Below are 13796 nucleotides of genomic sequence, written 5' to 3' on the forward strand. Positions count from 1 at the left end.
TCTGTCGTTGTTCGCAAACGTTGTTCGCTGATTCGCACCCGCTGACCCAAGGTGGCGGCGAAAAAGCCGCATTGTAGCAGGCTGTGGAATTGGCGAAAGGTTCCCGCTCACCCCGAAACAGGGACTCGCTCGCATTTCGACCATAAACTGATAGAATACGCGGCCATCGAATTCACTCAATCCCGTCCAGAGCGGCAGCCCGCTGCCGTCATTCCGAGAGCACAGCCCATTCATGACTGAAAAACACCCGCAACCGTCTCTGAGTTACAAAGATGCCGGCGTCGATATCGACGCGGGGGAAGCCCTGGTCGACCGTATCAAAGGCGTGGCCAAACGGACCAGCCGCCCCGAAGTCCTCGGTGGACTGGGCGGCTTCGGCGCTCTGTGCGAGCTGCCCAAGGGCTACCGCGAGCCGGTGCTGGTTTCCGGTACCGACGGCGTAGGCACCAAGCTACGCCTGGCCATGAACCTCAAACGTCACGACACCATCGGCATCGACCTGGTGGCCATGTGTGTCAACGACCTGGTCGTGGCGGGCGCCGAGCCTCTGTTTTTCCTGGACTACTATGCCACCGGCAAACTCAACGTGGATGTCGCGGCGGACGTGGTCACCGGCATCGGCACCGGTTGCGAGCAGGCCGGCTGCGCCCTCGTTGGCGGAGAAACTGCCGAAATGCCCGGCATGTATGAGGGTGAGGATTACGACCTGGCCGGTTTCTGTGTCGGCGTGGTGGAAAAGTCCGAAATCATTGACGGCAAGAAAGTCGCCGCCGGCGACCGATTGATCGCTCTGGCTTCCAGCGGGCCGCACTCCAACGGCTATTCGCTGATTCGCAAAATCATCGACGTCAGCGACGCCAACCTGGACCAGGACTGCGACGGCCAGCCCCTGAGCGATGCTTTGATGGCTCCCACCCGAATTTACGTCAAACCGCTGCTGGAACTGATCCGCTCGGTGGAGGTGCACGCGCTTTCGCATATTACCGGCGGCGGCCTGCTGGAAAACATTCCCCGCGTACTGCCGGAACAGTGCAAGGCGGTCATTGATACTCAAAGCTGGAAGATGCCCGCCGTCTTCGGCTGGCTGCAACAGGCCGGGGGCGTCGCTTCCCGGGAAATGTACCGCACCTTCAACTGCGGTGTGGGCATGGTGATTGCGGTGCCCGCCGAGCGCGAGGCCGACGCTCTGGAACTGCTGCAGCGGGCTGGCGAGCAGGCCTTCACCATCGGCCACATTGCCGCGAGAGAGGGCGATGAGGAACAGGTCGAGCTGCAGGGGGTGAGGGCTTGAGTCCGACCCACCCACTGCGAGTTGTCGTTCTGATCAGTGGCAGCGGCTCCAACCTCCAGGCGCTGATTGACGGCCAGAAACGAGGCGAACTCCCGATTGAGATCGTGGCCGTGATCAGCAACCGGGCTGCTGTACGCGGGCTCTTGCGAGCCGAGCACGCGGGCATCCCCGCCCTGGTCCTGGACCACACCCGATACGAGTCGCGGGAGGATTTCGACAAGGCGCTTCAGGCACAAATCGACGAATTCCGCCCGGAATTGGTGGTACTCGCTGGCTTTATGCGGATTCTGACCAGCGATTTTGCCAGCCACTACGAAGGGAGAATGCTCAACATCCACCCTTCGCTGCTGCCAAAATACCAAGGATTGCACACCCATCAACGGGCACTGGAGGCGGGCGAAACCGAACATGGTGTCACCGTGCACTTCGTGACACCCGAGCTCGACGGCGGGCCCCCGGTGATTCAGGCGCGCGTCCCTGTGCTTGAAAACGATGACGCCGAAACCCTGGCCGCCCGCGTCCAGCAGCAGGAACACGTCATTTATCCCTTGGCGGTCGAGTGGTTTGCCCGCGGTCGCCTGCGAATGAAATCGGGAAAAGCCTTACTGGATAACGAACCTTTAGGGCCTCAAGGGTATCTAACAGGTACCGCTCAGCCCTGATTTCGATGCCAAGGAGCCGTTTTATGCCCCTGAAATACCTTTTGACCAGTGCCGCTCTCGCCCTGAGCGTCGCGTTCGCTCCGGCCCTGAAGGCGGAGATGCCCCACACCTTCAAGAACGAATACTCCACCCGTATTTTCGGCATCAAAGTGACCGTGACCCACGAGCTTTCCGATCTGAAAAAGGGCGGGCAGCAGCTGCGATTCGAGGCCGACTCCTGGATTGGCAACATCGAGGAAATTTCCCGATTTCGCTGGAAGGACGGCGTGGTGCTGCCCCAGAAGTACTTCTACAAACGCCGGGGTCTGGGCCGCGATCGGGATGCCGAGCTGACCTTCAACTGGGACACCCAGAGGGTCATCAATGACGTTCAAGGCAAGAGCTGGAGCATGGACATTCACGAAAACGTACAGGACAAGCTGAGCTACCAGATCCAGCTTCAGAAAGACATGATTGCCGGCAAGGAGAATCTCGTGTACCCCATCGCCGACGGTGGGGAAATGAAGGTTTACCGATTTGAAATAGTCGCCGAAGAGCGGTTGAATACACCGCTGGGGCCGGTCGATACCGTCAAGGTCAAACGCAGCCGGGACGACGACGACCGGGCGACTTACGCCTGGCTGGCCCCCAAGTGGGACTACCTGCTGGTGCGTCTGGAGCAACGAGAGGACGGCGACTCTCACACCATCAATATTGATAAGGCGCAGATCAACGGGGAAACTATTGAGGCGTTTTGAGAGCCGATTCAAGGTGACATTGGGACCAAAAGGTTGTAATTCCATGCCATTGCCCCCACCCACCTAAAACGACTTTACATTCACCCAAAACCAATAGGTTATTTTATGAGCATTTCTAACAACAGCGTCGTCAGCTTTCACTACACTCTGACTGACAGCGACGGCAAACAGCTGGACCAGTCCACCGACGAGCGTGGTCCGCTGACCTACCTGCACGGCGCTGGCAACATCATCCCCGGCCTTGAGAAGCAGTTGGAAGGCAAAGCGGTGGGTGACAAGCTGACCGCCGAGGTCCCCGCTGCCGAAGCCTATGGTGAGCGCAGCGACAACCTGATCCAGGAGCTGCCCGCCAATATGTTCACCGGCGTGGAGAAGGTAGAAGAAGGGATGGAATTTCAGGCGCAAACCGAACAAGGCACCCAGATTGTGCGGGTTGCCAAGGTGGACGGCGATACCGTCACCATCGACGCCAACCACCCGCTCGCGGGTGTGGACCTGAACTTTGACGTGGAAGTCACCGAGGTGCGCGACGCCACCGAGGAAGAGGTCTCCCACGGCCATGTACACGGTCCCGAAGGCCACGAGCACTAAGTAATGCGCTGCACGGGTACCTTGTGAGGTGCCTGGAAAAAAGCCCCGATTCGTCGCACGAATCGGGGCTTTTTTTGTGGGTGGTAACCAAAGGGCCAGGGACCTGTTAACCGACCACTAAACGACTTTGATATGCCAGGGCTCGAATCGGACCCCGTAGTGATTGTCTTTGGTGTACCGAATCTGGACATACCCGAGGTCCTGCATCCGCTTGAACTCATCGGTCTCAGCGAATTTATCGGTGAAATTCGAGTAACCCCAGCCAACGCGCCCCACATCGAAATCGCCCACACCGTGGTAACTGTGCCCGGGCGGCGCCAATGAACGGGAGGCTTTCGACAAGTTGTAATGGGCCTCCAGGCACTTGGCGACAAACAGATGCATCTGTTTGACGTTTCCACGGATACCGGAGGTGAGAATCACCGTGTCTCCGATATCCTTACGCAGCTTGTCGTAGTAGGCCGAGGAATCACCCCGCAACAGGAAATGCCCCGAATAGGGAACCTTGACCGCCTCCTGCTCGGGAATCTTTGCGGTCAGCTCCTTGGTCACCTTTTCACCATAGAAACCGTACTTTTCCGCTTCGGTAAAGAACAGTTTTTCAATCATGTCGAGCTCAGCCAGGGTGAACTCGCCAATCTGGGGATAGCGCTTGCCGTATTTGAACAGCTCATCGAACGCCAGAAGATTGTAGTTGCCATGCCCGACCAGACGCTCGGCGCGCTGAAACCGAAGGTGCAGTGAATGCAACGTCGGGCGCTCAGCTTCCGGCAAGAAAATGTCGTCGATGAAGTCGCCATTGAAATTGCGCACTTTCTCCAGCAGCAGTTGCCGCTGATCTCCGCCCACCGGCTCTTCTGGCAACACCTCTCCCGGCTTGGCGGCGGGTTCGGACGCCGGAACGTTCTGAGCCAACTGGGGAGCAGGCACCACGGGCGGTTGCCCCGCCAACTCTTCGGCGAGCTCATCAAGGCTGGGAAGCTCCGTGGCGTCAGCGACCTTCGCCCGCAGTGCGGATGTCTCGCTCCCGGGCTCGGGGCGGAGTAGCGCCGCCACTTCCTGCTTCTCCCGCTCGCCAATCGCAAAGGGATCGTCGTCCATCATGTAGTAGCCGCTTTCAGACCACAAATCCCGCGATTTGGCGCCGTTCTGAGCCATTTGCCAAAGATAGGCGTTGCCCGCGGTGAAGCCCACACCGGACATAAAACCGACGAGTAAGTCTCTGCGTTTCACCGTTCCTCTCTTTTTGCTCGTTAATTTCAGTCTGACGCACCGTCGACATCCGACGGAAAAGTGTGTAGAGCTGTTGTTCTACTTGTTTCGAACGCTTGCGAAAACCACCCCAAGAGCTTCGAATTAGCCTTAAACTCACGACCTGAACCCAAAAGACCGCTCTTTAACTATAGCGGATTAGGGCGCATTTTTCAGTGTCTGCTTATATCAATTATTCTGGTTATCGCCCTTTTCTATAAAGAAGCGTGTTTACTTCACAAAATGACGGCCGTTTCGAAAGAAACTTTAGACGCGATCCCGGGTTATCAGGTCTAAAAGGATAGATCGTCTTTTCATATCAGAAGATTCTGACTAAAAAACCAGCCTATTAAAAGCCGAGAAAGCGAGCTTTTAATCGCGTCAAGTGTTAACCATTCTTCCAGCATATTCGTTCCAGGCATCAGGAGTATCCCAGAGGCATTGACTGGCCTCAAACCCCGCATTCCTCACTGCTATACTTTGCCTAAAGTCGTCACGCTGTCAGCCACAACCCAGCGCATCCCCTCGGCACCGAGATAGTAGACACGGGAACGATGCCCGCGACGTCGTTGCCCCTCGTACCGAGGGACGTGATTACGCATTGGATCAAAACTTGACCAAAAGGTGACTTGCATGAGACGCCACTTCTACCTTAGCGACGACCTGGACGAGCTGGAACGGTTGGAAAACGACCTTGAAAGCCAGGGCATCGAGCGACCACAAATCCACATTCTCAGCAATAATGATGCGGGGCTGGAATCTCATCACCTGCATCAAGTTGAATCACTATTGCGCAAAGATGTCGTGCGCTCCGGCATCATTGGGTTTCTGGTAGGGCTGGTAGCGGCCGCCATTCCGATTGTCGTGGCCTACCTGATCGGCATCGGCGAGGGCTACCTCTGGATTCCCGTCGTTTTCCTCTCCCTCATTCTGCTCGGGTTTTGCACCTGGGAAGGTGGCTTGATCGGTATACAGCGCCCACATCACCAATATGAGCAGTTTGAGCAGGCACTCAGTTCCGGACGCCACCTGCTCATTGTCGATGTCAAACCCAGCGAGGAGCGGCGAGTGCAGGAGATCATTGCCAAGCACCCACGGTGCGAGCATATGGGCAACGGCCAATCGGTGCCCGACTGGCTGGTCGGGATGCAGAAGCAGTGGGACAAGTTTATCCGATGGGCGCCCTAATCCCCCCTCGCTCGGCAGCGGGTTTACGACCTGAATGGAGCGGACAAAGGCGGCGCCGGGAACTGCGATGTGACGAAAAGGGGGTTACCCCGCACCATCAGGCTTTGGGAAGCGTCACCCCGCGCTGGCCCTGGTACTTGCCGCCGCGGTCCTTATAGGAGGTATCACACATTTCGTCCGACTCAAAGAACAGCATCTGGGCAACGCCTTCATTGGCGTAAATTTTGGCCGGAAGCGGGGTGGTGTTGGAGAATTCCAGCGTGACATGCCCTTCCCACTCGGGTTCGAGCGGCGTGACATTCACGATAATACCGCAACGCGCGTAGGTGGACTTACCCAGGCAAACCGTCAGCACCTGGCGGGGGATGCGGAAATATTCCACGGTACGCGCCAGGGCAAAAGAGTTGGGGGGGATGATACAGACGTCGCTTTTGACATCCACGAAGCTGTTTTCATCGAAGTTTTTGGGATCAACCACGGATGAATAGACGTTAGTGAATATCTTGAACTCATCCGCACACCGCACATCGTAGCCGTAGCTGGAGGTTCCGTAGGAGATCAAGCGCTCACCCTGGGCGTCGTAACGCACCTGCTCCGGCTCGAAAGGCTCGATCATGCCTTCCTTCTCCACCATCCGGCGCATCCACTTATCAGACTTGATACTCATGAGCTCTCCACAATCGGCCATGTCGGAAAAACGGGCCGAATCATAGCGTTTTTTGGGGGGAAATCCCACCTCAATCATCGGCTACGGCAATCACCGGTCCGCGGGCTTTGCCAAAGGTGCGCCAGAGGCCGGCCCCCAGTTGCCGGGCGATGGCCCGATAGCTTGCGGCGATCGCCGAGTCCGGCTCGGCCACCACTGTGGGCCTGCCACCATCGGTGGTTTCCCGGATGGACAGGTCGAGCGGCAGAGATCCCAGCAACGTCGTATCGTAGTCTTTGGCGATACGCTCGCCTCCGCCCGCACCGAAGACGTGCTCCTCATGGCCGCAGTTGGAACAAATGTGCACGGCCATATTCTCCACCACACCCAGCACCGGCACTTTGACCTTGCGAAACATCTCGATCCCTTTCTGGGCGTCCAGCAGGGCAATATCCTGGGGCGTGGTCACAATCACCGCGCCGGTAACCGGCACTTTCTGGGACAGAGTCAGTTGAATGTCTCCAGTACCGGGGGGCATGTCGACGATCAGGTAGTCCACATCGTCCCAATGCGTCTGGGTCAGCAATTGCTGCAAGGCCCCACTGACCATGGGCCCGCGCCAGACCATGGGGGTCTGTTCGGTGACCAGGTAGCCCATGGAGATGGACTGTATGCCGTGGGCTTCGATGGGCCGCATCATCTGTTTGCCATCAATTTCTAGGATTTCGGGCCGGCGCTCGCCGATGCCCAGCATTTGGGGCTGACTGGGGCCGTAGATGTCGGCATCCAGGATGCCCACGCGGGCACCTTCGGCCGCGAGGGCCAGGGCGAGGTTGACGGCGGTGGTGGATTTTCCCACCCCACCTTTGCCGGAGGCGATGGCGATGATGTTTTTCACGCCGGGAATCTGGCCACTGGTGTTGGCGCCACCGCAGGCGGGGATGTCCCAGTCGATATTGACGGCGACCGATTCGATGCCTTTTACGGCCGATGCGGCTTCGTTGACCGCTTGGGCCAGGGCTTCGGCGACGCCCTCGGCAGGGTAGCCCAGGGTGAGGGTGATTTCGGCCTCGGTTCCTTTAAGCTGAATCTCGGGCTCGACGGCCAGTTCGTTCAACGTGAGCCCGGTTGTCGGCTCTTTAACCGATTTTAGGGCGTTTTTGAGGGTCGTTTCGGTTTTTTTGAACATAATACGGGGGTCGTCTCTCGGGTTTGAGGGATATTGGATGGCCCGGTCCTGGAGAGGAACCCTTCACCAAAGACCCGCCGTGAATACATCCCTGTAGGCTTCTCATCGGCATCCATGCCTCAGAGAGTCTTTGGTGAAGGGTTCCTCTCCAGGACCTCAGTGCTATCGAATTACCCTTGGGAGACCGACATTTTCGCCAAAGGCCCCAGAGGCACTGAGGCGGCGATGGGGGTATACCGGTTGAAGACTCTCTGAGGCATGGATGCCGATGAGAAGCCCCCATGGACGGGTTCACGGCGGGTCTTCAACCGGTATACCCCCATCGCCGCCGGACTCAAAATCTCCCCCAAGGGTTAAAATCACGAATCAATTAACTCACATTATTGCATCGAAACCGTAAAAACCAAGTGCTGTGGTCAACTTTAGCCCCTAACCCCCTGAAGAGTCGGGCAAAATTTGCTATAGTGCGCCTCCTTTTTCCACCAGCCACGACTTCACAGACACCATGAGCCAAGCCGTCCGCAACATCCTTGTGACAAGCGCCCTGCCCTACGCCAATGGCGACCTCCACCTCGGGCACCTGATGGAACAGATCCAGACCGACATCTGGGTGCGATTCCAGAAACTGCGCGGCCACCAGTGCCTCTACGTCTGTGCCGACGACGCCCACGGCACCGCCATTACGCTCAAAGCCGAAGAGCTGGGCCTCTCGCCCGAAAAGCACATCGAAAACATGCATACGGCCCACAAAGCCGTGTCCGAAGGCTTTCTGGTGCAGCACGACAACTACTACAGCACCCACTCGAGCGAAAACCGAGAGCTGGCCGAGCTGATCTACCAACGTCTGGACGCCAACGGCCACATCGCCCGGCGCGAGATTACCCAGGCCTTCGACCCGGAAAAACAACTGTTCCTGGCCGACCGCTACATCAAGGGCACCTGCCCCAAGTGCAAAACCCCGGACCAGTACGGCGACAACTGCGAGGCCTGCGGCGCGACTTACTCGCCCATGGACCTGATCGACCCGGTCTCCGCCCTCTCCGGCGCCACACCGGTGCCCAAGGCCTCCGAGCATTTCTTCTTCAAGCTGCCGGAGTTTGCCGACTTCCTCAAAGGCTGGACCCGTGCCGGGCACCTGCAGAATGAAGTGGCCAACAAGGTCTCGGAGTGGCTCGATGCGGACCTGCACGAGTGGGATATCTCCCGGGATGCGCCCTACTTCGGCTTTGAAATTCCCGGTCAGCCGGGCAAATACTTCTACGTCTGGCTGGACGCACCCATTGGTTATATCGCCAGCCTGAAGAACCTGTTGGACGCCCAAGGCAAGGATTGGCTCGATTTCTGGAAGGCCGACTCCGAAGCCGAGGTGTACCACTTTATCGGCAAGGACATCGTCAACTTCCACGCGCTCTTCTGGCCGGCCATGCTCCACTCGGCCGAGCTGCGCACGCCGACGAAGATCTGCGTTCACGGCTTCGTTACCGTCAATGGCAAGAAGATGTCCAAGTCCCGGGGCACGTTTATCAATGGCCAGACGTACCTGGATCACCTGAATCCCGAGTACCTGCGCTATTACTTCGCGGCCAAGCTCACCAGTGCGGTGGACGACCTGGACCTGAACCTGGATGACTTTATCCAGCGGGTGAACAGCGACCTGGTGGGCAAAGTGGTCAATATCGCCAGTCGCACCGCCAAGTTCGTGCAGAAGGCCGGCGGCACGCTGGCGACCGAGGTCGCCGAACCCGCGCTGTGGCAGCGTTTTACCGAGGGCGAAGCCAGCATCGCCGGGCACTATGAAAACCGCGAGTTCAGCAAAGCCATGCGCGAGATCATGGCGCTGGCGGATGCCGCGAACGAGTATATTGCGGCAAAAGAGCCCTGGAAATTGGCGAAAGAGGCAGGTACAGAGGCCGAGGTGTTGGCCATCTGTACCCAGGGGCTGAATTGCTTCCGCGCGCTGGTGACCTGGCTCAAGCCGGTGCTGCCCCAGCTGGCGGAAAAGGCCGAAGCGTTTCTCGACGAAACCCTGGACTGGAGCCAACCTCTGCGCTTTCGCGGGGGCGAGGCCATCAACAAATTCAAGCCACTGCTGACCCGAGTGGAAAAGGAACACGTAGACGCCATGGTAGAAGCCAGCAAAGAATCCGCTCCGGCGCCCAAAGCGACAGGCCCCTTGGCCGATGAGCCCATCGCCGACGAAATCGATTTTGGCGACTTTGCCAAGGTGGATTTGCGCGTGGTTAAAATCGCCAAGGCCGAGCATGTGGAAGGCGCCGATAAGCTGCTGCGCCTGACCCTGGACCTTGGCGGCGAAACCCGCAATGTATTTGCCGGGATCAAGAGCGCCTACGCGCCGGAAGACCTCGAAGGTAAGCTGACGATTATGGTGGCCAACCTCAAACCGCGTAAAATGAAGTTCGGGGTCAGCGAAGGCATGGTGCTGGCCGCCGGCCCGGGGGGTAAGGACATTCACATCCTGGAGCCCCACAGCGGCGCCAAGCCCGGACAGCGAGTAATGTAAGGCCGGGTTACGGCGGATGCGCTTCGCTTATCCGCCGTAATGAGGGAGCACCGGCATAAGCATATGCTCAATCGGCCTAATCAAGCCGGGGTTTTAGATTGAACGGCTAGGTCTGGTTAACGATAATGGCGCCTTCACGGGCGCGTACCCAGGTAAGAAGCAGGCATGACCGAATTCGCCATCATTTTGTTGAGCGCCATTCTGGTGAACAACTTCGTACTGGTTCAGTTCTTGGGCTTGTGCCCCTTTATGGGCGTGTCCAACAAGCTGGAAACCGCGATCGGCATGGCGGGCGCCACCACTTTTGTGCTGACGCTGGCCTCGGTCTGCAGCTACCTCATCAACACCTGGATTCTCGAGCCGCTCAATATCGACTTCATGCGCACCATCTCGTTTATCCTGGTAATCGCGGTGGTGGTGCAGTTTTCCAAAATGTTTATCGAGAAAACCAGCCCCCTGCTCTACCGGGTGCTGGGGATCTTTCTGCCCCTGATCACCACCAACTGCGCGGTACTCGGGGTCGCATTGCAAAACACCACCAAAGAGCACGGTTTCTTTGAATCCACCGTGTTTGGCTTCGGCGCTGCGCTGGGCTTCTCACTGGTGCTGATTCTGTTTTCTGCCATGCGCGAGCGACTCGCCGTGGCCGACGTGCCCACGCCATTCAAAGGGGCCGCCATCGGCATGATTACCGCCGGCTTGATGTCCCTGGCGTTTATGGGCTTCAGCGGTCTGGTTTAAGCCGCAGTTAACCGACGGGCGTCAACTCACACTATGTTGGATCTGATCGTACAAAACCCCATCGTCTCGGCGCTGATCGCGCTGGGCGGTCTGGCCCTGGTCTTCGGCGCCGTACTCGGCTTTGCCGCGGTCCGTTTTCGCCTGGAAGAAGACCCGGTCATTCAGCAGATCGACGATCTGCTGCCCCAGACTCAGTGCGGTCAGTGTGGCTACCCGGGCTGCCGCCCCTACGCGCAGGCGATTGCCAACGGCGATGCGATCAACAAATGCCCCCCGGGCGGTCAGGCCACCATCAATTCCCTGGCCGACCTGCTCGATGTGGAGGCACCCACACTGGATGCCGAGCATGGCGAAGAGTCCGATGTAAAAAAGGTCGCGTATATCCGAGAGGATGAGTGCATTGGCTGTACCAAGTGCATTCAGGCCTGCCCGGTGGATGCGATCATCGGGGCGGCGAAACAGATGCACACCGTCATCGTCGACGAGTGCACCGGCTGCGACCTGTGCGTCGAGCCCTGCCCGGTGGACTGCATTGACATGCTCCCCGTGGAAACCGGACTGAACCAGTGGAAGTGGGACAAACCCGCCCCGATTGAGGAGCGGCCCCTTAACATTATTGCCAGCGACCGAGGCACAACAGGCGAAGCGGCTTGATGGGTAGTTTAATCAAAGTGTGGGACATCCCGGGCGGCGTTCATCCGCCCGAAAACAAAACCCAATCCTTGCAATTGCCGCTGGGGAAGGCGCCCCTGCCACCGAGCTTGACGCTGCCTCTGAACCAGCATATTGGCAAACCGGCGAAGCCCGTGGTACAGGTGGGCGAACGTGTACTCGGCGGTCAGCTGGTGGCTGAGGCCGAAGGCATTTTCAGCGCGCGGGTTCACGCCCCCAGCTCCGGCACCGTCAGCGCTATTGAGGACCGATTGATCCCCCACCCTTCCGGCTACTCCGCCCCCTGCGTGGTCATCGAGCTTGATGGCAAAGACGAATGGGTGCCGCTGGAGCGCTGCGAGGATGTGAATTCGCTGAGCAAAAGCGATATCCTGGACAAGATCCGCGCGGCGGGTATTGCCGGACTCGGTGGTGCCGGCTTTCCCACCTCAGTGAAACTGAACCCGCGCGCCGATCACAAAATCCACACACTGATTCTGAACGGCACTGAGTGTGAACCCTACATCACCGCCGACGACATTCTGATGCAGACCAAAGCCGAGGAGGTCGTCGCCGGCAGCCAGTTGCTCGCCAAGCTGCTCGACTTTCCCGAAAAGATACTGATCGGGGTTGAAGACAACAAACCCGAAGCGATCGCCGCTCTGGAGAAAGCCGCCGAGGGAACAGAGATTCAGGTTATTTCTTTCCCCACCAAGTATCCCTCCGGGGGCGAAAAGCAGCTGATCCAGATTCTCACCGGCGAGGAAGTGCCCAGCGGCCAGATCCCCGCCAGCATCGGTGTGGTGTGCCAGAACGTGGGCACCACCGTCGCCGCCTACCGCGCGGTTCGCTACGGTGAACCGCTGGTTTCGCGAATTACCACCCTGGTGGGCGAGGCGCTGGAAACTCAACGCAACGTGGAGGTGCTGCTGGGCACCCCCATCGAGTTTCTTCTGGAAGAACATGGCTTTAATGCCAAAAAAGCGTCGCGCCTGGTAATGGGCGGCCCCATGATGGGCTTTGCCCTGCCCGACCCCAGCGTACCGGTGATCAAAACCACCAACTGCATTCTGGCACCGACCAAGAAAGAGTTGCCGCCACCCCAGCCGGCCCAGGCCTGCATTCGGTGTGGGCTGTGCGCGGAGGCCTGTCCAGCGAGCCTGTTGCCACAGCAGCTGTTCTGGTATGCCCAGTCCGAGGACTTCGAGAAGCTCGAGGCCCATAGCCTGTTTGATTGCATTGAGTGCGGCGCCTGCTCCTATGTCTGCCCCAGTCACATCCCTCTGGTGCAGTACTACCGCGCTTCCAAGGGCGCCATTCGGCTGCATCAGCAGGAGAAGGAAAAGTCTGACCGGGCGCGCCGGCGTTTTGAATTCCGCCAGGAACGAATCGCGAAAGAGGAAGCGGAAAAAGCCGCCAAACGCGAGGCCCGAAAAAAAGCCGCCGAGGAGGCCAAACGCAAACTGGCGGAACAGGGCAACGACAGCGCGCCGCGCAAGTCAGTGGACCCAGTCGCCGACGCCCTGGCGAAAGCCCAAGCCAAGCAGCAGTCGCCCGAAGTGCAGCGGGCCAAGCTCGAGCGTAGCCTTGAGGCCGCCAAAAGTTCTCTGGAGCGTGCGCGCCAGCCACTCGAGCCCAGCGAACCCGGTGTAGAGGTCACAGACGAGCAAAAGGAAAAGCAGAAAGCCCGTATCAAGCAGGCCGAGCTCAAAGTCCAGGAAGCGGAGAAAAAGCTTCAACAGTTGACTCAGGACGCCCAGGCACCGGAATCAAAACCGGAGCCCGAAGCCAAGTCCAAACCTGACACCAAGGCAAAAAGTGACGACCCGGTGGCGGCCGCCATCGCCAAAGCTCAGGCCAAAATGAACATGAGCCCGGAAGACAAACTGCGCTCCAGCCTGGAGTCGCTGTACAAGCGGCTGTCCAAGGCGGAAGAAAAAGCCGCGGCGGCGCGGGAGGCCGGCGATGAGAAGGCCGACGCACTGCAACAGGGGGTCGACAAACTGAAACAAAAAATCGCCGATACGCAAAAAGAGCTGGACGAGCAGAAACCCTCTACGGTCGCCGAACCCAGCTCGGCATCACGCCACAATGACGATGTCGCCAGCCAAGCCATTGAACGGGCCAAAGCGAAAGCGGCCGCCATGGAAACCATGAGCGCCGAAGACAAACTCCGGGCGCAGATTGAGTCGGTAAAAGCCCGATTGGAAAAAGCCCGCGAACGGCTCGCGAACGCCGAAGCGGAAGAGAACGAAAACGTGGAGGCGTTCCGTACCGGCGTCACCAAACTCGAAGACAAACTGCAACAGTTGACCGAGGACCGCTGAA

At 58.6% G+C, this 13796-nt stretch carries 12 protein-coding genes; 9 read left to right on the top strand and 3 right to left on the bottom strand.

Annotated elements, in window-relative coordinates; genetic code table 11:
- The first annotated feature begins 232 nt into the window (after window positions 1–232).
- From purM to G547_RS0109495, 4 genes are all read left to right on the top strand, one after another.
- Window positions 233–1291 (top strand): phosphoribosylformylglycinamidine cyclo-ligase, encoded by a 1059-nt coding sequence (purM, locus tag G547_RS0109480; protein ID WP_027329658.1) that lies wholly within the window; start codon window positions 233–235, stop codon window positions 1289–1291.
- Complete coding sequence (purN, locus tag G547_RS0109485) at window positions 1288–1953, top strand: phosphoribosylglycinamide formyltransferase (RefSeq protein WP_027329659.1); 666 nt, start codon at window positions 1288–1290, stop codon at window positions 1951–1953. Before purM ends, purN begins: the two co-directional genes overlap by 4 nt.
- Window positions 1954–1976: 23 nt before the next feature.
- Complete coding sequence (locus G547_RS0109490; RefSeq protein WP_157209825.1) at window positions 1977–2690, top strand: DUF3108 domain-containing protein; 714 nt, start codon at window positions 1977–1979, stop codon at window positions 2688–2690.
- Between the two features lie 105 nt (window positions 2691–2795).
- Window positions 2796–3281: an FKBP-type peptidyl-prolyl cis-trans isomerase gene (locus G547_RS0109495; RefSeq protein WP_027329661.1), complete on the top strand. Its 486-nt coding sequence runs from the start codon at window positions 2796–2798 to the stop codon at window positions 3279–3281.
- A gap of 117 nt (window positions 3282–3398) precedes the next feature.
- Here G547_RS0109495 and G547_RS22640 read toward each other — a convergent pair whose 3' ends face one another.
- Complete coding sequence (locus G547_RS22640) at window positions 3399–4514, bottom strand: M15 family metallopeptidase (protein WP_051235158.1); 1116 nt, start codon at window positions 4512–4514, stop codon at window positions 3399–3401.
- 651 nt (window positions 4515–5165) lie between these two features.
- On the opposite strand from G547_RS22640, the gene G547_RS0109505 reads away from it, so the two are divergent.
- Window positions 5166–5720 carry a hypothetical protein gene (locus G547_RS0109505; RefSeq protein WP_027329663.1) on the top strand — a complete coding sequence of 185 codons (555 nt, stop codon included), beginning with the start codon at window positions 5166–5168 and terminating at the stop codon, window positions 5718–5720.
- A gap of 97 nt (window positions 5721–5817) precedes the next feature.
- On the opposite strand, the gene dcd is transcribed toward G547_RS0109505, so the two are convergent.
- Entirely contained in the window at window positions 5818–6387 is a 570-nt protein-coding gene (dcd, locus tag G547_RS0109510) for a dCTP deaminase (RefSeq protein WP_027329664.1), read from the bottom strand.
- Window positions 6388–6457: 70 nt separating this feature from the next.
- Window positions 6458–7555, bottom strand: coding sequence for an iron-sulfur cluster carrier protein ApbC (gene apbC, locus G547_RS0109515; RefSeq protein ID WP_027329665.1), 1098 nt, complete (start codon window positions 7553–7555; stop codon window positions 6458–6460).
- 505 nt (window positions 7556–8060) lie between these two features.
- Between apbC and metG the strand changes: the two genes are divergently transcribed.
- The 4 genes from metG (at window position 8061) to rsxC (ending at window position 13795) form a co-directional block, all read left to right on the top strand.
- Window positions 8061–10076 carry a methionine--tRNA ligase gene (gene metG, locus G547_RS0109520; RefSeq protein ID WP_027329666.1) on the top strand — a complete coding sequence of 672 codons (2016 nt, stop codon included), beginning with the start codon at window positions 8061–8063 and terminating at the stop codon, window positions 10074–10076.
- 165 nt (window positions 10077–10241) lie between these two features.
- Window positions 10242–10817: an electron transport complex subunit RsxA gene (gene rsxA, locus G547_RS0109525; RefSeq protein WP_027329667.1), complete on the top strand. Its 576-nt coding sequence runs from the start codon at window positions 10242–10244 to the stop codon at window positions 10815–10817.
- A gap of 33 nt (window positions 10818–10850) precedes the next feature.
- Window positions 10851–11471 (top strand): electron transport complex subunit RsxB, encoded by a 621-nt coding sequence (gene rsxB / locus G547_RS0109530; protein ID WP_027329668.1) that lies wholly within the window; start codon window positions 10851–10853, stop codon window positions 11469–11471.
- Complete coding sequence (gene rsxC / locus G547_RS0109535; RefSeq protein ID WP_027329669.1) at window positions 11471–13795, top strand: electron transport complex subunit RsxC; 2325 nt, start codon at window positions 11471–11473, stop codon at window positions 13793–13795. The genes rsxB and rsxC overlap by 1 nt, the downstream gene beginning before the upstream one ends.
- The last annotated feature ends 1 nt before the right edge of the window (window position 13796 follow it).

The organism is Marinimicrobium agarilyticum DSM 16975 (assembly GCF_000423345.1).
Taxonomy (GTDB): Bacteria; Pseudomonadota; Gammaproteobacteria; order Pseudomonadales; family Cellvibrionaceae; genus Marinimicrobium; species Marinimicrobium agarilyticum.